The sequence below is a fragment of the Streptococcus infantis genome (assembly GCF_047465035.1).
Classification (GTDB): domain Bacteria; phylum Bacillota; class Bacilli; order Lactobacillales; family Streptococcaceae; genus Streptococcus; species Streptococcus infantis_T.
On the sequence record NZ_JASHAQ010000004.1, the window covers coordinates 49,057 to 69,636 of the forward strand.

The 20,580-nt window shown below is 41.0% G+C and carries 24 protein-coding genes; 20 read left to right on the plus strand and 4 right to left on the minus strand.

Features of this window, described 5'->3' with window-relative positions; all coding sequences use genetic code 11:
• The first annotated feature begins 8 nt into the window (after positions 1-8).
• The 8 genes from rpiA to QM406_RS02750 all read left to right on the plus strand — a co-directional run bounded on the left by rpiA (position 9) and on the right by QM406_RS02750 (position 7,264).
• Positions 9-692 (plus strand): ribose-5-phosphate isomerase RpiA, encoded by a 684-nt coding sequence (gene rpiA / locus QM406_RS02715; protein WP_061862936.1) that lies wholly within the window; start codon positions 9-11, stop codon positions 690-692.
• 28 nt (positions 693-720) lie between these two features.
• Complete coding sequence (locus QM406_RS02720; protein ID WP_414273341.1) at positions 721-1,932, plus strand: phosphopentomutase; 1,212 nt, start codon at positions 721-723, stop codon at positions 1,930-1,932.
• Position 1,933: 1 nt separating this feature from the next.
• Positions 1,934-2,494, plus strand: coding sequence for a DUF1697 domain-containing protein (locus tag QM406_RS02725; protein WP_414273342.1), 561 nt, complete (start codon positions 1,934-1,936; stop codon positions 2,492-2,494).
• The gene (locus QM406_RS02730; protein WP_414273343.1) at positions 2,491-3,300 is read left to right on the plus strand and encodes a purine-nucleoside phosphorylase; all 810 of its coding nucleotides are present in this window, start codon (positions 2,491-2,493) and stop codon (positions 3,298-3,300) included. The genes QM406_RS02725 and QM406_RS02730 overlap by 4 nt, the downstream gene beginning before the upstream one ends.
• Positions 3,301-3,304: 4 nt before the next feature.
• Positions 3,305-4,540, plus strand: coding sequence for a chloride channel protein (locus QM406_RS02735; protein ID WP_414273344.1), 1,236 nt, complete (start codon positions 3,305-3,307; stop codon positions 4,538-4,540).
• Positions 4,537-5,247, plus strand: a complete 711-nt coding sequence (locus tag QM406_RS02740) for a type 1 glutamine amidotransferase (protein WP_414273345.1) — start codon at positions 4,537-4,539, stop codon at positions 5,245-5,247. The genes QM406_RS02735 and QM406_RS02740 overlap by 4 nt, the downstream gene beginning before the upstream one ends.
• A 343-nt stretch (positions 5,248-5,590) precedes the next feature.
• Positions 5,591-6,301: a purine-nucleoside phosphorylase gene (deoD, locus tag QM406_RS02745; RefSeq protein ID WP_414273346.1), complete on the plus strand. Its 711-nt coding sequence runs from the start codon at positions 5,591-5,593 to the stop codon at positions 6,299-6,301.
• A gap of 231 nt (positions 6,302-6,532) precedes the next feature.
• Positions 6,533-7,264, plus strand: a complete 732-nt coding sequence (locus QM406_RS02750; RefSeq protein WP_414273347.1) for an NAD-dependent protein deacylase — start codon at positions 6,533-6,535, stop codon at positions 7,262-7,264.
• An 89-nt stretch (positions 7,265-7,353) separates the two neighbouring features.
• On the opposite strand, the gene QM406_RS02755 is transcribed toward QM406_RS02750, so the two are convergent.
• From QM406_RS02755 to coaA, 3 genes are all read right to left on the minus strand, one after another.
• The gene (locus tag QM406_RS02755; RefSeq protein WP_414273348.1) at positions 7,354-7,860 is read right to left on the minus strand and encodes a DNA topology modulation protein; all 507 of its coding nucleotides are present in this window, start codon (positions 7,858-7,860) and stop codon (positions 7,354-7,356) included.
• Between the two features lie 64 nt (positions 7,861-7,924).
• Positions 7,925-8,173: a 30S ribosomal protein S20 gene (gene rpsT, locus QM406_RS02760; RefSeq protein WP_029689628.1), complete on the minus strand. Its 249-nt coding sequence runs from the start codon at positions 8,171-8,173 to the stop codon at positions 7,925-7,927.
• A 52-nt stretch (positions 8,174-8,225) separates the two neighbouring features.
• Positions 8,226-9,146 (minus strand): type I pantothenate kinase, encoded by a 921-nt coding sequence (gene coaA, locus QM406_RS02765; protein ID WP_414273349.1) that lies wholly within the window; start codon positions 9,144-9,146, stop codon positions 8,226-8,228.
• A gap of 123 nt (positions 9,147-9,269) precedes the next feature.
• On the opposite strand from coaA, the gene QM406_RS02770 reads away from it, so the two are divergent.
• The 9 genes from QM406_RS02770 (at position 9,270) to QM406_RS02810 (ending at position 17,419) form a co-directional block, all read left to right on the plus strand.
• A complete protein-coding gene (locus QM406_RS02770) occupies positions 9,270-9,548 on the plus strand; it encodes a 1,4-dihydroxy-2-naphthoate prenyltransferase (RefSeq protein WP_414273350.1) in 279 nt (92 codons plus the stop codon).
• A gap of 106 nt (positions 9,549-9,654) precedes the next feature.
• Positions 9,655-10,245 (plus strand): class I SAM-dependent methyltransferase, encoded by a 591-nt coding sequence (locus QM406_RS02775; protein ID WP_371608003.1) that lies wholly within the window; start codon positions 9,655-9,657, stop codon positions 10,243-10,245.
• Positions 10,242-11,525: a pyrimidine-nucleoside phosphorylase gene (locus QM406_RS02780; protein WP_414273351.1), complete on the plus strand. Its 1,284-nt coding sequence runs from the start codon at positions 10,242-10,244 to the stop codon at positions 11,523-11,525. Before QM406_RS02775 ends, QM406_RS02780 begins: the two co-directional genes overlap by 4 nt.
• A 17-nt stretch (positions 11,526-11,542) precedes the next feature.
• Complete coding sequence (gene deoC / locus QM406_RS02785) at positions 11,543-12,205, plus strand: deoxyribose-phosphate aldolase (protein ID WP_414273352.1); 663 nt, start codon at positions 11,543-11,545, stop codon at positions 12,203-12,205.
• Positions 12,192-12,581, plus strand: coding sequence for a cytidine deaminase (locus QM406_RS02790; protein WP_060955898.1), 390 nt, complete (start codon positions 12,192-12,194; stop codon positions 12,579-12,581). Before deoC ends, QM406_RS02790 begins: the two co-directional genes overlap by 14 nt.
• Before the next feature lie 94 nt (positions 12,582-12,675).
• Positions 12,676-13,731, plus strand: a complete 1,056-nt coding sequence (locus QM406_RS02795) for a BMP family lipoprotein (protein ID WP_045763743.1) — start codon at positions 12,676-12,678, stop codon at positions 13,729-13,731.
• Positions 13,732-13,872: 141 nt separating this feature from the next.
• Positions 13,873-15,402: an ABC transporter ATP-binding protein gene (locus QM406_RS02800; RefSeq protein WP_414273353.1), complete on the plus strand. Its 1,530-nt coding sequence runs from the start codon at positions 13,873-13,875 to the stop codon at positions 15,400-15,402.
• On the plus strand, positions 15,402-16,460 hold the full coding sequence (locus QM406_RS02805; protein ID WP_000038693.1) for an ABC transporter permease: 1,059 nt from the start codon (positions 15,402-15,404) through the stop codon (positions 16,458-16,460). Before QM406_RS02800 ends, QM406_RS02805 begins: the two co-directional genes overlap by 1 nt.
• A gap of 2 nt (positions 16,461-16,462) precedes the next feature.
• Entirely contained in the window at positions 16,463-17,419 is a 957-nt protein-coding gene (locus QM406_RS02810) for an ABC transporter permease (RefSeq protein WP_061862953.1), read from the plus strand.
• Between the two features lie 94 nt (positions 17,420-17,513).
• Here the strand turns inward: QM406_RS02810 and plsY are convergent, their stop codons facing one another.
• Complete coding sequence (gene plsY, locus QM406_RS02815; protein WP_414273354.1) at positions 17,514-18,155, minus strand: glycerol-3-phosphate 1-O-acyltransferase PlsY; 642 nt, start codon at positions 18,153-18,155, stop codon at positions 17,514-17,516.
• A gap of 232 nt (positions 18,156-18,387) precedes the next feature.
• Here plsY and QM406_RS02820 point away from each other — a divergent pair, with 232 nt between their 5' ends.
• Genes QM406_RS02820 through QM406_RS02830 form a run of 3 tightly spaced genes read left to right on the plus strand, consistent with a single transcriptional unit; the run spans position 18,388 to position 20,521 of the window.
• The gene (locus tag QM406_RS02820; protein WP_414273355.1) at positions 18,388-19,029 is read left to right on the plus strand and encodes an amino acid ABC transporter permease; all 642 of its coding nucleotides are present in this window, start codon (positions 18,388-18,390) and stop codon (positions 19,027-19,029) included.
• Between the two features lie 10 nt (positions 19,030-19,039).
• Positions 19,040-19,669 (plus strand): amino acid ABC transporter ATP-binding protein, encoded by a 630-nt coding sequence (locus QM406_RS02825; protein ID WP_414273356.1) that lies wholly within the window; start codon positions 19,040-19,042, stop codon positions 19,667-19,669.
• A gap of 9 nt (positions 19,670-19,678) precedes the next feature.
• Positions 19,679-20,521 carry an amino acid ABC transporter substrate-binding protein gene (locus QM406_RS02830; protein ID WP_414273357.1) on the plus strand — a complete coding sequence of 281 codons (843 nt, stop codon included), beginning with the start codon at positions 19,679-19,681 and terminating at the stop codon, positions 20,519-20,521.
• The last annotated feature ends 59 nt before the right edge of the window (positions 20,522-20,580 follow it).

Sequence of the window (20,580 nt, forward strand, 5' to 3'; positions counted from 1 at the left end):
GTGTTTAAGTGGAAAATCTGAAAAAAATAGCAGGCATCAAGGCTGCTGAGTTCGTAACCAACGGAATGGTTGTAGGACTTGGAACAGGCTCGACTGCCTATTATTTCGTAGAGGAGATCGGACGTAGAATTAAAGAAGAAGGACTTCAAATTACAGCCGTAACGACCTCGAGTGTAACGACAAAACAGGCACAAGGATTGAATATCCCACTTAAGTCGATTGACGAGGTGGATGAGGTGGACGTGACTGTTGATGGAGCTGATGAGGTAGATCGCCAGTTTAATGGTATCAAAGGAGGCGGTGGTGCACTTCTAATGGAAAAAGTAGTTGCAACACCAACCAAACAGTATATCTGGGTGGTAGATGAGAGCAAAATGGTTGAGAAACTGGGCGCTTTCAAACTACCTGTCGAAGTTGTCCAATACGGAGCAGAACAGGTTTTCCGTCGTTTTGAAAAAGCTGGTTATAAGCCAAGTTTTCGTGAAAAAGATGGCCAACGTTTTGTGACGGATATGAAAAATTTCATCATTGATCTTGATTTAGGTGTTATTGAAGACCCGATTGCTTTTGGTCATCAACTGGATCTTCAGGTCGGTATTGTTGAGCACGGTTTATTTAATCAAATGGTTGATAAAGTGATTGTTGCAGGGCAAGCTGGCGTTCAGGTTTTAACTTCAACAAAAGGGAAATAATCAAAATAATCAAAAAAGGAGACACACTATGCCAAAATTTAATCGTATTCACTTGGTGGTACTAGATTCTGTAGGAATCGGTGCAGCACCAGATGCTAATAACTTTGTCAATGCAGGGGTTCCAGATGGAGCTTCTGATACACTTGGCCATATTTCAAAATCAGTTGGTTTGAATGTTCCTAACATGGCTAAGATTGGTCTTGGGAACATCGAGCGTGAGACAGCCCTTAAAACGGTTCCCGCAGAAGCAAATCCTAGTGGTTACTACACTAAACTTGAGGAAGTTTCACTAGGTAAAGACACCATGACAGGTCACTGGGAAATCATGGGCCTCAATATCACTGAACCTTTCGATACTTTCTGGAATGGATTCCCAGAAGAAATCCTTACAAAGATTGAAGAATTTTCAGGTCGTAAAGTAATCCGTGAAGCAAACAAACCTTACTCAGGAACTGCTGTTATCGATGATTTTGGACCACGTCAAATGGAAACAGGCGAGTTGATTATCTATACGTCAGCTGATCCAGTTCTTCAAATCGCGGCCCACGAAGACATTATTCCTTTGGATGAACTCTATCGTATTTGTGAGTACGCTCGTTCGATTACATTGGAACGTCCAGCTCTTCTAGGTCGTATCATTGCACGTCCTTATGTTGGTGAGCCTGGAAACTTCACACGTACTGCAAATCGTCGTGACTTGGCTGTATCACCATTTGCTCCAACAGTTTTGGACAAACTAAACGAAGCAGGCATTGATACCTATGCGGTTGGTAAGATCAACGATATCTTCAACGGTGCTGGGGTGAACCATGATATGGGTCACAATAAGTCAAATAGCCATGGAATTGATACGCTTTTGACAACAATGGGCCTTGCTGAGTTTGAAAAAGGATTCTCATTCACTAACTTGGTCGATTTTGATGCCCTTTACGGTCACCGCCGTGATCCACATGGTTACCGCGATTGCTTGCACGAGTTTGATGAACGTTTGCCAGAACTTATCGCTGCTATGAGAGAAGATGATCTACTTATGATTACTGCCGATCATGGTAATGACCCTACTTATGCTGGTACAGACCATACTCGTGAATACATTCCACTTTTGGCCTATAGCCCATCACTAAAAGGAAATGGACACTTACCAATCGGTCATTTTGCTGATATTTCGGCAACAATCGCTGATAACTTTGGCGTAGATAAGGCTATGATTGGTGAAAGCTTCTTAGATAAATTGGTTTAAGATGACTCGCTTGGCATTACTGGTTAGAGGGATCAATGTCGGTGGAAAACATAAGGTGGTCATGGCCCAGCTTCGTCAAGAATTGACAGAGTTGGAATTGGAAAATGTTGAAACCTACATCAATAGTGGCAATATTTTCTTTGATACTAGTATACCTAGAACTCAGTTGGTTGAGAGGCTACAGGATTTCTTTAAAGAACATTATCCATTTATCCAACGTTTTTCCTTGTTAAGTCAAGAAGACTACGAAGAGGAGCTTAGAACTCTTCCGGAATGGTGGTTCCAAGAAATGGCTCGAAAGGATGTTCTCTTTTATACTGAGGGACTGGATATCAAGCAAGTCATCGAGAAAGTCGAAAGTATGGAACTGGTAGATGAAGTGCTTCATTTCGGGAAACTGGGGATCTTCTGGGGCAAATTGTCAGAAGAAACCTATAGCAAAACAGCCTATCACAAGTACCTGCTTAAGATGCCTTTCTATCGTAATATTACTATTCGAAATGCAAAAACCTTTGACAAAATCGGTCAATTTTTAAAAGATTATGAAGGAGACAGACAATGACATTATTAGCAAAAATCAATGAAACAGCTGCTTTCTTAAAAGAAAAGGGAGTAGAAGCACCAGAGTTCGGCTTGATTCTTGGATCAGGACTTGGCGAACTTGCTGAAGAAATTGAAAATCCAGTTGTGGTAGACTATGCTGAGATTCCAAACTGGGGACGTTCTACTGTTGTTGGACACGCTGGAAAATTGGTGTACGGTGAGCTTGCAGGACGTAAAGTTTTAGCCCTTCAAGGACGTTTCCATTTCTATGAAGGAAATCCGCTGGAAGTTGTTACTTTCCCTGTTCGTGTTATGAAAGTTTTAGGCTGTGAAGGTGTGATTGTTACCAATGCTGCTGGTGGTATCGGCTTTGGTCCTGGTACTTTGATGGCTATCACTGACCACATCAATATGACAGGCCAAAACCCTCTAATCGGTGAAAACTTAGATGACTTCGGTCCACGTTTCCCAGACATGTCAAAAGCCTACACTCCAGAATACCGTGCTACAGCTCATGCAGTTGCTGAAAAGCTTGGTGTTAAACTTGATGACGGTATTTATATCGGTGTAACTGGTCCAACTTATGAAACTCCAGCTGAAATCCGTGCTTATAAGACACTTGGTGCAGACGCTGTCGGAATGTCAACCGTTCCTGAAGTTATCGTTGCAGCACACTCTGGCTTGAAGGTTCTTGGTATTTCATGTATTACCAACTTTGCTGCTGGTTTCCAAGAAGAACTCAACCACGAAGAAGTGGTAGAAGTGACCGAACGTGTCAAAGGCGACTTTAAAGGCTTGCTGAAAGCGATTCTTGCAGAATTGTAATGTTATGAGAGTACGACTCCAAAGTATTCCCTATGGACTGAGAGTGCTTCTAGCCACTTTATCATTAGGAATAGGGACGGGTCTGGTCGGAATTGCCTGTCATTATCTACTAGAAGGGGTGCAAGGGTTGGCCTTTGGCCAAGATAAGTCGGATTTACTCCAGCAATTTCAAGAAGCCGGAGGTCTCCGTAGATTTTTGGTCTTATGTGTGACTGGGTGTTTGTCAGCTGGCTTCTGGTATGTCCTGCAAAAGCGTTATAAGATTCTGTCTATTCGCCAGCAAATTGACTTAGCTGGAGACAGGGAACCAGCGCCCTTAGCCCACCTCCTTCATGCAGGTATGCAGGTTGCGATTGTCGGAGCAGGTGCATCGGTCGGAAAAGAAGGAGCACCACGTGAGGTCGGGGCTCTTCTAGCTGGTCGCTTGGCGAAAGGTTTTTCTCTAGCCCTCAAAGAGCGAAAAGTCTTGGTCGCCTGTGGTGCTGGAGCTGGTTTAGCTGCGGTCTATCAAGTTCCCTTTGCCAGTAGTTTGTTCGTCTTTGAGACCTTAGGACTCGCCTACAGTTGGCAGAACCTTCTACTGGTTTTGACCAGCACTTATCTGGCCACCTGGGTCGCTCAGTCCATCGTTGGTCAGGAGGCTATTTATCACCTGTCCGCAGTCTCATGGTCGGCTAGCAGTTTCTTACAGGCTATTGTGATTGCTTTCTTGGTCACTCCCTTGGCTCTGGTCTTTGCTTTCCTCGCCAAGCGGGCTAGTCACAAACGGCGGAAGGATGGGACGATTCTTTGGGCTCTTCCGCTAGCCTTTCTAGTGCTGGGGAGCCTAGTAGCCTTTTTCCCTATCTTTATGGGAAATGGCCAGGCACTAGCGCAAGCCCTCTTGTCTAGCCAGTCGATTCCTTATCTTCCACTGGCTCTTGCAGTGAAGGGGCTTCTGGTTTATCTCCTCTTGCGCAATGGTGCTTATGGAGGAACTTTGACACCATCATTTGCCTTAGGGATTGGCTCTGGCTACCTAGTGACCTTGCTTTTGACAGCAGTTGGGATTCATCTAGATCCTGCTCTAGGGATGTTACTAGGAGCGACCGTCTTTTTAGGGACGACCTTAAAAGCTCCTCTGACAGCCATTGCCCTTAGCCTTGGATTTACAGGCCAAACTTGGAGTTTGACAATTCCGCTTGTACTTGCGGCTGGTCTGTCTTACGTGATTCGAAAGAGATGGGAGAAGAAACGATGAAGGTACATTTTGTACTGCATGAAACCTTTGAAGTGCCGGGCGCTTATCTAAAATGGGCGCAGGAGCGTGGCCATCAAGTGACCACGACCAAAGTCTATGAGAATGAAGCATTACCAGAGACAGTGGATGAGATCGACTTTTTGATCGTAATGGGAGGACCTCAATCGCCAGATGAAGATCGGGAAGCTTTTCCATACTACGATCCTCAGGCAGAGATTGAGCTGATTCAAAAGGCTATGAAGGCAGATCGTTATATTGTTGGTGTTTGTCTTGGTGCTCAACTCCTATCTGTTGCTTATGGCGCAGAGTATGAACATAGTCCAGAGCGTGAGATTGGTGTTTTTCCAATAACGCTAACTGAAGCTGGATTAAAAGACAATCATGTCAAAGTTTTTGGACAAACTTTAAATACCGGCCACTGGCATGGAGATATGCCGGGATTAACAGAGGAAGCTGTCGTCCTTGCGACCAGTCAAGGTTGTCCACATCAAATTATTCGCTTTAGTCCTAAACACTATGCCTTCCAAGCTCATTTAGAATTTGCTCCAGAAACAGTAGAGCTCTTAATTGCTGCGGATGGTGAAGAAGTTTTGGAAGAACAAAGCAAAAAATTGACTTATGTTCAAAAGCCTGAAGTCATTCGTGCATATGATTATCAAGAAATGAATGCAAAACTCTATGCATTTTTGGATTCATTAACAAATTAAAAATAATAGAAAGGTAGAGCGTGTGTTCAAATTTGAACACGAGCAGAAAGCTTTTCTAAAAACAAAAATGAAAGGAAGGGTAGTTCGGGTTTGAAACTGAACCCGGGCTAGAGGCTGTGTAAAAAAGATAAACTGTCTAGCATTTACAATGCGTCGCCAGTTTTCTATTTTTACTTTGTTCTCTGTCGCCTGTCCTATTAATAAAAAAGAAAGGTAGAGCGTGTGTTCTAATTTGAACACGAGCGGAAAGCTCGGAAAATAGATAATCTGACTGTGAAATCAGGATTTCTCGTCAGATTCCTAATTTTCAGTCGCTTTCTGGTCGCTCTTTGTATCATAAACTATGTCTATCCATATTGCTGCTAAGCAGGGTGAAATTGCTGATAAAATTCTTCTTCCTGGGGATCCTCTTCGTGCGAAATTTATCGCTGAGAACTTTTTAGAAGATGCTGTTTGCTTTAACGAAGTCCGTAACATGTTTGGTTACACTGGGACTTACAAGGGCCATCGTGTATCTGTTATGGGAACAGGGATGGGAATGCCATCAATCTCCATCTATGCGCGTGAATTGATTGTCGATTACGGTGTGAAGAAATTGATCCGTGTCGGAACTGCTGGTTCTTTGAATGAGGATGTTCACGTCCGTGAATTGGTCTTGGCGCAAGCAGCTGCTACCAACTCAAACATCATCCGTAACGACTGGCCACTATATGATTTTCCACAAATCGCTAGCTTTGATTTACTAGATAAAGCCTACCATATCGCCAAAGATCTTGGTATGACCACTCACGTTGGTAATGTCTTGTCTTCAGATGTCTTTTACTCAAATTACTTTGAGAAGAATATCGAACTTGGTAAGTGGGGAGTGAAAGCAGTGGAGATGGAAGCAGCAGCCCTTTACTATCTTGCTGCCCAACACCATGTTGATGCTCTTGCCATTATGACGATTTCTGACAGCTTGGTTAACCCAGAAGAAGACACTACAGCTGAAGAACGCCAAAATACTTTCACAGATATGATGAAGGTTGGTCTAGAAACTTTGATTGCAGACTAAAGTTAGATTCCATTCATGTGATTACTCTTGTTCTCAAAATGATAAGCATGTTCATTGCTTCAATCCGATAAATAGATGAGAATAAGGACTTTGAAGAACGTCAAATTATGTCAAAGGACCAAAAGTAGTCAGTTTAATATCTAAATCATAATCAAATAAAGTTGAAAGCCTGCTTGATAATAGCTAAAGGTTTTCAACTTTTTTAGAACAAAAAACTAAAAGAGGGGTAAAATGGATAAGATTGAACAATTACAGAAACTGATAGATCAAAGTCAAAGAATTGTCTTTTTCGGTGGTGCAGGGGTTTCAACAGAGTCTAATATTCCTGATTTTCGAAGTTCTGATGGTGTTTATAGTCTTAAGTTGGGGCGCCATTTTACTGCCGAGCAACTGGTTTCACGCACCATGTTTGAACGCTATCCAGAGGATTTTTTTGATTTCTACAAAAAGTATCTGGTCTATCCAGATGCTAAGCCAAATTTAGCACATGATTATCTAGCGTTGTTAGAAAAAACAGGTAAATTAAAGGCGATTGTGACGCAAAATATTGATAGCTTGCATGAAATGGCGGGTTCTGAAAATGTTTTGAAACTGCATGGTAGTGCAGATCGTAATTACTGTTTGGGCTGTCATCGCTTTTATGATTTGAATGCATTTTTGGCACTTGAAGGTCCAGTTCCCCACTGCTTAGATTGTGGCAAGGTAGTCAAACCTGATGTAACCCTTTATGAGGAATCACTAGATATGGACGTATTTAGTCGAGCAGCTCGAGCCATTCAGCAAGCAGATTTATTAATCATTGGTGGAACTTCCTTAGTCGTTTATCCTGCGGCTAGCCTCATCAATTATTTTTCAGGGTCAAATCTTGTCGTTATCAACAAGTCCAGCACCCCTCAAGATAGCCAAGCTGATTTAGTTATTGAAGGTAAGATTGGAGAAGTTTTTTCTAAATTGAGACAATAAAAAACTGAAAGAAGTAGGACTATACTTCCTTCAGTTTTTTGTATCAATTTAGAAACTATGAACACGATTCTCTTCATTTCTAAGGAATCTTATATTTGATTTATAAATTGATTGAGTTCTTTTTGATTGCTGATGATTGTGACTTTATCAGCATAGTCACGACAAAGCTGCTTGTACTGTTTTTTGTGAGAAGACGTTCGTCCATCCCAAAGAATCCAACGGATAAAGTCCCAGTTGAATTGCTCGGGACATCCCGCAGCCATACTTTCTCTGACTTTTCCTCTATATTTTAAATAACGCTTAAAGGCTCTTAGCAAACAAGTCCACGCTGAAAAGTTTAAAAAGATAATCTGGTCAGCTTGCTCCATTCTTTCCTCATAGCAACACCAAGAGTAGTTGCCATCAATGATCCAATCTTTGTGTTTGGTAAGGAAAGTCTCCATTTGCTTAAGCATCCAGTCACGGTCACTGTCTACCCAGCCTGGCTGAAATTGAAGTGTGTCCATATGAAGTTTGGGGATGGAGTAGTGCTTAGATAGTTTTTCAGCAAGAGTAGATTTGCCTGATCCAGAATATCCAATGATAGCTATTTTCATAATAACCTCCAGAAAATGTGCACAAAAAAAGCTCCGAAGAGCTCATTTTGTATGCAGTTAAAGATTAACCAAGTTTAGCTGCAAGACGTGCTTTATCACGGCTAGCTTTGTTTTTGTGGATTAAACCTTTAGTTTCTGCTTTATCGATAGCTGAGCTGGCAGCACGGTAAAGTTCTTCAGATGGGTTTGCTTCAAAAGCTTTGATAGCAGTACGCATAGCTGATTTTTGAGCTGAGTTCTTTTCGTTTTGTTTAACGTTCAATTCAGCGCGTTTGATAGCTGATTTAATGTTTGCCAATGTTCTTACCTCCATTTTTACTAACTATACCATTATATCTGAAAACTTACGTTTTGACAAGGGAAAATTATTTTTTTAAGTAAATTTCATCAATTTCGTGATTTTTAGATTTATGGAGAATGACCTCGGCTCGATTTCGTGTCGGTTCAATGTAATTTTGGAGATTGGTGAGGTTGATACTGGTCCAAACTTGGTGAGCAAAATCCTTCACTTCACTAAGAGGAAGTTGAGTGAAACGGTAGTAATAGTTGCCTGGATCATCTTGAGCAAAGCTAAGGAGTTTTAAGAATCGATCCAAATACCAACTTTCAATGTCTTCGACAGCAGCATCGACATAGATTGAAAAGTCAAAGAAATCAGTAATATAGAGACGGGCATTATGTGGATTTTGGAACACATTGATTCCCTCAACAATGACAAAATCAGCAGCTTGAACTCGTTGTTTTTGACCCGGCACGATATCATAGATTTCATGGGAATAAACAGGTATATCAACATCCTGACCATTTTTGAGTTGGTCTAGAAAATTGAGCAAAGCTTCCATATCGTAGCTCTCAGGAAAACCCTTGCGGTTGAGAATGTCTTGCTCAATTAAGACACTATTTGGGTATAAAAAACCATCTGTAGTCACTAGTTCAACACTTGCTCCAGGAACGATACGAGACAGCAAAATTTGCAAGAGTCGACTAGTGGTTGATTTACCGACAGCAACACTCCCAGAAACTCCGATAATAAAGGGCTGTTTTTTGCTCTCTCTTTGAAGGAAAATACCTTTTGAAAAGGCAAGGTCTTCTTTGGAACGCTTATAAATCTGAATCAAATGTGCCAGTGGCAGATAGATATCTGTAACATCTTGTAGGCTAATCTGATCATTGAAACTCTTAATAGAATCTAACTCTTCCTCGGTCAAGGGAGGAGTTGTTTTGCGATGCAAGGATTGCCAAGTTTCGCGGCTTATCCTTTCAAAATGTAAAAATTCGTTGGTCATACTATATCCTCGTTTGATATCTTAGTATACCATATTTTAGAAAGAATAACCATCTGACCAATTGAGAAAAAGCGCGTTCTTTGTTAAAATATAAGGGGGAAAACCTATAAAGGAGGTGCTAAGATGAAAGCTGGATTAAGAGAAAATACGCTGGGTTTGTTCAGCCTATTTGTTATTTTTTTATGGTTATCACCAAACTGGGTGAATTTCTCCTTTACGATAGGAACTCAGAGCTATAACTGGACCACTTTTGTTTTGTTTATCTTATTACCCCTCATAGGTCTTGGCTACCTTGTGCTAGCTTTCTTTAAACGAAAGTGTTGGCTCTTCTTTTTTGGTCTTGCTTGCATTTTTGCTTTTCCGATTACCATGGCAGTCGGGAGCTTTTTACTAGGTCCCTAATGTTAATCCGATTTATATTATTTTTGAGAAAATACAATGTGATTAAAGGGCTTGATACCTTTGTAAACGATTTACAATTTAAGTCAAATTATGGTAAAATAGTGTCATGAGTAAAATGTATTATGCAGAAAATCCAGATGCAGCCCATGATGTTCATGAGCTTAGAGTTGAGCTACTTGGGCAAAAGATGACCTTTTTGACAGATGCTGGTGTCTTTAGTAAAAAAATGATTGACTTTGGAAGTCAGTTGTTGTTAAGATGTCTAGATATTGAAAAAGGTGAAAAAATTCTTGATGTTGGTTGTGGCTATGGTCCGATAGGTTTGTCTTTGGTTAAGGCTTATGGTGCCCAAGCAACGATGGTGGACATCAATAATCGTGCCTTGGATTTAGCCCAGCAAAATGCAGTAAAAAACAAGGTTCAAGCGACTATCTTCCAGTCTAATATTTATGAGCAGGTAGAAGGACAATTCGACCATGTCATTTCCAACCCTCCTATACGTGCAGGCAAGCAAGTAGTCCACGAAATCATCGAGAAAAGTATAGACTTTTTAGTAGATGGTGGAGATTTGACGATCGTCATCCAGAAAAAACAAGGAGCTCCTAGTGCCAAAAGTAAGATGGAAGAAGTTTTTGGCAATTGTGAGGTTGTAAAGAAAGATAAGGGATATTATATCCTTAGAAGTGTGAAAGAATGAGAGCAGTAGATCTAATCCAGAAAAAAAGAGACGGCCAAGAACTAAGCTCCAGTGAGATTCAATGGTTGATTGAAGGTTATGTATCTGGAATCGTCCCTGATTACCAGATGGCAGCTTTTGCTATGGCAGTATATTTTCAGGGAATGACTATCGATGAGATTTCTGACTTGACTATGAACATGGTTAAGACAGGTCAGGAATTTGATTTATCGCCAATTGAAGGCATTAAGGTAGACAAGCACTCTACTGGTGGAGTTGGTGATAAGGTAACTTTAATCCTAGCACCTTTGGTAGCTAGTTTTGGTGTTCCGGTTGCTAAGATGAGTGGTAGAGGTCTGGGTCATACCGGCGGTACTATCGATAAATTAGAATCCATCAAAGGTTTTCAGATTGAACGAAATCAGGATGAATTTATCAAACAAGTTCAGGATATTGGTGTCTCAGTCATTGGCCAGTCCGATCAATTGGTTAAGGCTGACAAACTTCTATACGCCCTCCGTGATGTGACGGCAACGGTTGATACTATTCCCTTGATTGCTAGTTCGGTCATGAGTAAAAAGATTGCTGCTGGAGCTGATGCTATCTTACTTGATGTAACTGTGGGTGAAGGTGCCTTCATGAAAACAGTGGACGAGGCCCGTGAATTGGCTCAAACCATGGTAAACCTTGGTAAGGCGGTAGGTCGTAAGACAGTAGCAGTCATTACGGACATGAGTCAACCCTTGGGACGTGCTATTGGAAACCGCTTGGAAATCCTAGAAGCACTAGAAATTCTTCAAGGTAAGGGACGTGAAGATATTAGTCATTTTATCTGCGAGTTAGCCCAGATTATGCTATCTTTAGCTAATGTTGAAAAAACTGTTGAGGAAGTAAGGCAACATCTTGAAAATGGTAAGGCGCTCCAGAAATTCGAAGAGATGGTTGTAGCTCAGGGTGGAGATTTAGAAGACCTCTATCGTCCAGTAAAGGTTGAGCATGTAGTTGATATTCCTGCTCAGGAGGATGGTATTATCGCAGAACTTCCAGCCATGGAGTTTGGTCTTTTTGCCATGAGATTGGGTGCTGGTCGTGCAGTGAAAACAGACGCCCTTGACTATGAGACGGGGATTGTTTTTGAGAAGAAAGTTGGAGACTTTGTCAGAAAGGGTGAAATTGTTGCAAAAGTATATACAAATGGCAAAATTTCTCCGGAACTAGTTACAGATTTCCAAAATTATGTTAAAATTAAGATAAGTGATGAAGCGATAAAAACGCGTGAAATCATTGAAATTATCTCCTAATTTAAGGAAAAAACGAAATGAAACTAAATAAATACATTGATCATACGCTTTTAAAGCAAGATGCGACAGAGGAACAAATTGATCGTTTGCTATCTGAAGCCAAAGACTATGATTTTGCCAGTGTTTGTGTCAATCCTTGCTGGGTTTCACATGCCAAAACTGCACTCGTAGATACTGATGTCAAGGTTTGTACAGTAGTAGGCTTCCCTCTTGGAGCTACAACTTCAGCTGTCAAGGCTTATGAAACCAAAGAAGCTATCCAAAATGGTGCTGACGAAATTGATATGGTTATCAATGTTGGCACACTCAAATCAGGAAATACTGCATTAGTTGAGTCAGATATTCGAGCAGTTGTTGAAGCAAGCGGAGACAAACTGGTTAAGGTTATTATCGAGGCTTGTTTGTTAACTGATGAGGAAAAAGTTTTGGCTTGCCAACTAGCCCAGAAAGCAGGAGCAGACTTTGTCAAGACGTCAACAGGCTTCTCAACAGGTGGTGCAACCCTACCGGATGTTAAGTTAATGCGTCAGACTGTTGGTCCAGACATGGGAGTCAAAGCAGCAGGAGGAGCTCGTTCTTATGCAGATGCTGTAGCTTTTGTTGAAGCTGGAGCTACTCGTATCGGAACATCTGCAGGTGTAGCAATCTTAAAAGGAGAGTTAGCAGATGGCGACTACTGAGTTGATTGACTTAGCGATTGAGACTAGTAAAAACGCCTATGTACCCTATTCACACTTTCCAATTGGTGCCGTTCTGGTTGCCAAGGACGGAAGTGTATATACAGGATGCAATATTGAAAATGCTAGCTACCCCTTGACCAACTGTGGTGAGAGAACAGCCATTTTTAAAGCTGTCTCTGAAGGACAACGTGAGTTTTCAGAATTGATTGTCTATGGTCAAACTGAGAAACCTATTTCTCCTTGCGGAGCTTGTCGCCAAGTTATGGTCGAATTTTTTGAACAAGATCTAAAGGTGACTTTAGTTGCCAAAGATAAATCGACGGTCGAGATGACGGTCGGGGAATTACTTCCATACTCATTTACAGACTTGCATTAGTTAGTCTGCGTCACTCCCTGAGTGACAAGGGTCCTTGTGGCCAATCAATCCATACTTGCAACTTCGTTGCGCATCTTATTTAGGAGGTTCAGTAATGAACAAGAAACAATGGCTAGGCCTTGGTCTAGTTGCAGTAGCAGCATTTGGACTTGCTGCATGTGGTAATCGCTCTTCTCGTAACGCAGCATCTTCATCTTCTGATTTGAAGACTAAAGCAGCTATCGTTACAGATACTGGTGGTGTTGATGATAAATCATTCAACCAATCAGCTTGGGAAGGTCTTCAAGCTTGGGGTAAAGAGCACAATCTTGCAAAAGATAAAGGCTACACATACTTCCAATCAACAAGTGAAGCTGACTACGCTAACAACTTGAACCAAGCAGCAGGAAGCTACAACTTGATTTATGGTGTTGGTTTTGCCCTTCACAATGCAGTTGAAGAAGCAGCGAAAGAACATGCAGACTTGAACTATGTTTTGATTGATGATGTGATTAAAGATCAAAAGAACGTAGCAAGTGTAACATTTGCTGATAACGAAGCAGCTTACCTTGCAGGTGTAGCAGCAGCTAAAACTACTAAAACAAAACAAGTTGGTTTTGTAGGTGGTATGGAATCTGAAGTTATTTCTCGTTTCGCAGCTGGTTTCAAAGCTGGTGTTGAGTCAGTTGACCCATCTATCAAAGTACAAGTAGACTACGCTGGTTCATTTGGTGATGCCGCTAAAGGTAAAACAATCGCTGCAGCTCAATACGCTGCAGGTGCAGACGTAATCTACCAAGCAGCTGGTGGTACTGGTGCAGGTGTCTTCTCAGAAGCTAAATCTTTGAATGAAAGCAAAAACGAAGGCGAAAAAGTTTGGGTTATCGGTGTAGACCGTGACCAAGTTGAAGAAGGTAAATACACTTCTAAAGATGGTAAAGAATCAAACTTCGTACTTGCTTCTACTTTGAAACAAGTCGGAACAACAGTTCAAGATATCGCAAACAAAACTGAAAAAGGTGAATTCCCTGGCGGTCAAGTGATCGTTTACTCATTGAAGGATAAAGGGGTTGATCTAGTAACAACTAACCTTTCTGAAGAAGGTAAAAAAGCTGTTGAAGATGCAAAAGCTAAAATCCTTGATGGAAGTGTAAAAGTTCCTGAAAAATAATGGATGAAAGTCATTTCTTAGGGGAGCGGCCTGTGGCCGCTTCTTTAAGAATTGAGACAAATTGTTTTGTCTCAATAGAGCTTGTTAAGATTTTTTAGCAGGTTTTATTGAAACAAAATAAAACTCTGAAAGGAAGAGCACATGGCACACGAAAATGTCATTGAGATGCGTGAAATTACCAAAGTTTTTGGTGAATTTGTCGCTAACGACAAGATTAACCTTGAACTTCGTAAAGGTGAAATTCATGCACTTTTAGGAGAAAATGGAGCTGGTAAGTCCACTCTTATGAACATGCTTGCAGGGCTTCTAGAACCAACTAGTGGTGAAATTGTGGTTAACGGTCAAGTTGTGAAACTAGACTCTCCATCAAAAGCCGCTAGCCTAGGGATTGGGATGGTTCACCAGCACTTTATGTTGGTAGAGGCTTTCACTGTTGCTGAAAATATCATTTTGGGAAGCGAATTAACCAAAAATGGTGTTCTAGATATTGCTCGAGCAACTCGAGAAATTAACGAACTATCAGAGCGTTATGGACTAGCTGTGGATCCTTCTGCCAAAGTAGCAGATATCTCTGTTGGTGCTCAACAACGTGTTGAAATTTTGAAGACACTTTATCGTGGTGCCGATATTCTTATCTTTGACGAACCGACTGCCGTTTTAACACCATCAGAAATCGATGAGTTGATGGCTATCATGAAGAACTTGGTCAAAGAAGGCAAATCAATTATCTTGATTACCCACAAGTTAGATGAAATTCGTGCAGTTTCTGACCGCGTTACAGTTATCCGTCGTGGGAAATCAATCGAAACAGTTGAGATTGCTGGTGCAACTAATGCTGACTTGGCAGAAATGATGGTGGGACGTTCTGTTTCCTTCAAAACTGAGAAGCAAGCACCTCAACCTAAAGAAGTCGTTCTTTCCATCAAAGACTTGCTTGTTAATGAAAACCGTGGCGTTCCTGCTGTTAAAAATCTTTCACTCGATGTTCGAGCTGGTGAGATTGTCGGAATTGCCGGAATTGATGGGAATGGTCAGTCTGAATTGATCCAAGCTATCACAGGACTTCGTAAGATTGAGTCTGGTAGTGTGGAATTGAAAGGTCAGTCCATTGTAGGATTGCATCCACGTCAAATTACTGAACTGAGCGTTGGTCACGTTCCGGAAGACCGTCACCGTGATGGCTTGGTTTTGGAAATGATGATTTCTGAAAATATCGCTCTTCAAACCTACTATAAAGAACCTCTTAGCAAGAAGGGAATTTTAAATTATACGAATATCATTGACTATGCGAAAAAATTAATGCAGGAGTTTGATGTTCGTGCTGCTAGTGAGATTGTTCCAGCTTCTGCCCTTTCTGGAGGAAATCAACAAAAAGCAATCATCGCTCGGGAGATTGATCGAAATCCGGATCTCCTCATCGTCAGCCAACCAACTCGTGGTTTGGACGTCGGTGCTATTGAGTACATTCACAAACGCTTGATTCAAGAACGTGATAATGGGAAAGCTGTCCTTGTAGTCAGCTTTGAACTAGATGAGATTCTAAATGTCTCAGATAGAATCGCTGTTATCCATGATGGTAAGATTCAAGGGATTGTAACGCCAGAAACAACCAACAAGCAAGAACTTGGTGTCTTGATGGCTGGTGGTGAATTGGAAAAAGGAGAAGAGTGATGTCTAAAAAATTACAACAAATTTCGGTTCCCTTGATTTCTGTTATTCTTGGAATCTTGCTTGGGGCCATCGTCATGTGGATTTTTGGCTATGATGCTATTTGGGGTTATGAAGAGTTGTTCTACACAGCCTTTGGTAGTGTTCGTGGTATTGGTGAAATCTTCCGTGCAATGGGGCCATTAGTCTTGATTGCTCTTGGATTTGCAGTTGCGAGTCGTGCTGGCTTCTTTAACGTTGGTCTTCCAGGACAAGCACTCGCTGGTTGGGTTATGAGTGGCTGGTTCGCTCTTTCAAATCCAGATTTGCCACGTCCATTGTTGATTCTTGCGACAGTTGTCATTGCGCTGGTGGCTGGAGGAATCGTTGGTGCCATTCCCGGTATTTTAAGAGCCTATCTTGGAACATCTGAAGTCATCGTAACCATCATGATGAACTATATTGTTCTCTATACAAGTAATGCCTTTATCCACTCTTTCCCTAAAGATATCATGCAAAGTACTGACTCATCAATTAGAGTAAGTGCAAACGCAACTTATCAAACACCTTGGCTTGCTGAGTTAACAGGTAACTCTCGTATGAATATTGGGATTTTCTTTGCCATCATTGCAGTTGCAGTAATCTGGTTCTTGCTTAAGAAGACAACTCTCGGTTTTGAAATCCGTGCAGTTGGTCTCAATCCAAATGCTTCTGAATACGCAGGTATTTCAGCTAAACGCACCATTATTCTATCAATGATTATCTCAGGGGCTCTTGCAGGTCTAGGTGGAGCTGTAGAAGGACTTGGTACCTTCCAAAACGTTTATGTCCAAGGTTCATCATTGGCGATCGGCTTTAACGGAATGGCGGTTAGTCTACTCGCTGCAAACTCACCGATTGGAATTCTATTTGCAGCCTTCTTGTTCGGAGTACTTCAAGTTGGAGCACCTGGTATGAATGCTGCTCAAGTGCCATCTGAGCTTGTAAGTATCGTTACAGCCTCAATTATCTTCTTTGTCAGTGTTCATTACATCATCGAACGCTTTGTCAAACCAAGAAAACAACTTAAAGGAGGTAAATAAGGATGTCGATTACAACAATGTTAACCCTTATGGTTTCTTCAATGTTGATTTACTCAGCACCACTTATTTTCACAAGTATCGGAGGAGTTTTCTCTGAACGTGGTGGAGTTGTTAACGTTGGTCTTGAAGGAATCATGGTCATGGGTGCCTTTTCTGGAGTTGTTTTTAACCTTGAATTTGCTCAAGATTTAGGAGCAGCGACTCCTTGGTTGGCTCTTCTAGTTGGTGGATTAGTCGGAGCTATCTTCTCGCTCATTCACGCAGTTGCTACAGTTCATTTCCGTGCTGACCATGTTGTCAGTGGTACTGTGCTAAACTTGATGGCGCCCGCCTTGGCTGTTTTCTTGGTAAAAGTCCTCTATAACAAGGGGCAAACGGACAACTTGGTTCAAACCTTTGGACGTTTTGATTTCCCAGTCTTAGCCAATATTCCATTTCTAGGAGATATCTTCTTCAAGTCAACCAGTTTACTTGGTTACCTTGCAATTGCTTTCTCATTCTTAGCATGGTTTATCCTTTTCAAAACACGCTTTGGACTTCGCCTTCGTTCAGTTGGTGAACATCCACAAGCAGCTGATACATTGGGAATCAATGTCTACAAGATGAGATATTTGGGTGTTGTGATTTCAGGTTTCCTTGGGGGAATCGGAGGAGCTATCTATGCTCAGTCAATTTCCGTCAACTTTTCAGTTACAACGATTGTAGGACCAGGATTTATCGCTCTTGCAGCTATGATCTTTGGGAAGTGGAATCCTGTAGGAGCTATGCTTTCAAGTCTCTTCTTCGGACTATCACAGAGTTTGGCAGTTATTGGTTCACAACTTCCTTTCTTACAAGGAGTTCCAACTGTTTACTTGCAGATTGCACCATACCTTTTGACCATCGTCGTCCTAGCAGCCTTCTTTGGAAAAGCTGTTGCGCCGAAGGCGGATGGTATCAACTATATCAAATCTAAATAAACACAAACGAGGCTGGGAAAAATCCCGACCTCGTTTTTTAGTGTTTGAAATGAAAATCTGGCGAAAACTTCATTTTTATATCCCATCATCTTCTCTATTTTTTAGGGTTTTGATGGGTGAGATTTAGCCCCCAAGGAACTAGGTTCTCAGTTTTGTTTTGAATACGATTGATATTATCCTTATGACGTATGATTACAATTCCTGCGAGTGCTATGATAATAAGAGTGAAGAGGAGATCGTAATTACTTAAGATAAAGCCGAAGAGTGGAAAAACTAGAGCTCCCAAAACAGCAGCAAAGGCAGCAGTAACACTAGAGAGAGAAATCATGCTTCCTAGATATAGGGTTCCAAAGAAGACTACTGCTAGATAGAGGCAAAATGCAGGAGCAAATCCGAAAATGACTCCAGCACTGGTTGCGACAGCCTTACCTCCCTTAAATCCAGCAAAAATTGGGAAAGTATGCCCAATTACGGCTAAGAGACCAAAAATTAGAGGAGAGATTCCTTGTACATGGAAGATAAGGGGAAGCAGAGTTGCCAAGGTTCCCTTAAAAAAGTCAATTACGAAGGTTGCCATACCCGCTTTTTTACCTAAAATACGGAAGGTATTGGTTGTTCCAGTATTGCCGGAACCATGTTCACGTAAATTTATCTTAAAGAAGGCTAGTCCAATCCAAAGTCCTGAAGGGATGGAACCCAACAGATAGGCAGAAATTAATAATACTATTGTCATCATGCATCTATTATACCATGAAATTGACGAGAAACGGAAGGAATCTTGTCTGGAATTGTGACATCTGAACTATTTATCTAAGAAATAAAATAAGAAGTGAAATTTTCGATAAAAATAGTGATTTTTCTACAGAATCTGACTATGAAAGATTGGAAATTCATGAAAATTTCAGAAATATCTTGTGTTTATGTTTATTTATGCTATAATAGGAACAATTATTTTTAGGAGGTGGATTATGTCTTATTTATTCGAGATATTACCAAGTTTATTGAGCGGTGCGACAATGACTTTACAGGTCTTTGTACTGGTCTTGCTCTTTTCAATCCCTCTAGGTATCATCATTGCCTTTTGTTTACAGGTTCATTGGAAACCCCTCCATTATATAATTGACATTTACATCTGGATAATGCGTGGAACCCCCTTGCTCCTACAGTTGATTTTTATCTACTATGTTCTCCCAAGTATCGGGATTCGACTAGATCGGGTGCCAGCAGCTATTATTGCTTTTACGCTTAATTATGCAGCCTACTTTGCAGAAATATTCCGTGGAGGGATTGCAACCATTCCTCAGGGACAATATGAAGCAGCTAAGGTCTTGAAATTGAAACCTTTTGATACCGTTCGCTATATCATCTTGCCTCAGGTCACTAAGATTGTCTTACCAAGTGTATTTAACGAGGTTATGAGTTTGGTTAAAGATACTTCTCTGGTCTATGCACTCGGTATTTCAGATTTAATCCTAGCCAGTCGTACTGCAGCCAATCGTGATGCGAGCTTGATTCCAATGTTTCTAGCAGGAGCTATCTATCTTCTCATGATTGGTATTGTTACGATTATAGCTAAGAAACTTGAGAAAAAGTTTAGCTACTATAGATAGGAGAATATCCATGTTAGAGTTAAAAAATATCAGCAAAAAATTTGGAAAAAAAGAAATTTTATCCAATTTCAGTTTAACAATTCCTGAAAAGCAAATTTTGGCCATCGTTGGACCTTCTGGTGGTGGGAAGACTACCTTGCTTAGAATGTTAGCTGGACTAGAAACCATTGATTCAGGAGAGATTTTTTATAATGGAGAATCCCTACCTTTGGATGAACTTGAAAAGCGCCACTTATTAGGTTTTGTGTTTCAAGATTTTCAGCTTTTTCCTCACTTATCCGTTATGGAGAACTTGATTTTGTCACCCATCAAAACTATGGGGATGTCTGAAGCAGATGCCAAGAAGAAGGCAGTCGACTTGTTAGCTCGTCTGGGTCTCGAAGCTCATGCAGATGCCTATCCTTATTCCTTATCTGGTGGTCAAAAGCAACGGGTTGCCTTAGCACGCGCTATGATGATAGATCCTGAAGTGATTGGGTATGATGAACCAACTTCAGCCCTTGACCCTGAGTTGCGTCTTGAGGTTGAAAAACTGATTCTACAAAATCGAGAATTAGGCATGACTCAGATTGTTGTGACTCACGATCTCCAGTTTGCAGAGAATATAGCTGACCAGATTCTCAAAGTAGATCCTAAGTAGGAGGTATCTATGAATCGAAAGAAAATCACACTTGTTTTGGTATTCTTACTTGCTTTTTTCCTGGTAGGATGCACACAAAAAGCTAGTGTTCCCAAAGTCGATAATTGGAACAAATACCAAAAACAAGGCACGATAACCATTGGATTTGACAATACCTTTGTTCCCATGGGCTTTGAAGAAAAGAATGGACAATATGCTGGATTTGACATTGATTTAGCCCAGGCTGTTTCTGAGAAACTTGGTTTCAAGGTACAGTTTCAACCCATTGATTGGGACATGAAGGAAACAGAACTTCAAAACGGCACTATTGATGCTATCTGGAATGGATATTCAGCGACTGATGAACGCCGTGAAAAGGTTGCTTTTACCATTCCTTATATGGAGAATCAGCAGGTTCTCGTCTCAAAAAAATCGCAAAATATCCAGTCGGTTTCGGATATGAAAGATAAGATTTTGGGAGCCCAAGCAGGTTCCTCTGGTTATATAGATTTTGAAGCTCAACCGGAACTCTTAAAAAATATTGTAAAAGATAAGAAGGCAAACCAATATCAAAGTTTTACAGAAGCCTTGATTGACCTGCAAAATGATCGGATTGATGCTCTTTTAATTGACCGTGTTTACGCTAATTATTATCTTAAAACGGAAGGGATTTTAGACCTCTATGAGATTTTCCCAGCTGGTTTTGAGAGTGAGTCTTTTGCAGTTGGAGTAAGACCAGCAGATAAGACCTTGTTAGCAAATTTGAATCAAGCTTTTGTGGAATTGTATCAAGATGGAAAATTCCAAGAAATTAGCCAAAAATGGTTTGGTGAAGATATTGCAACAAGTCAAGTTAAAGGAAAAGAAAACTGAGACTCTCGTCTTGGTTTCTTTTTTTGAAGAATAAACAATTGAGTTCAAACCTGCTCAAT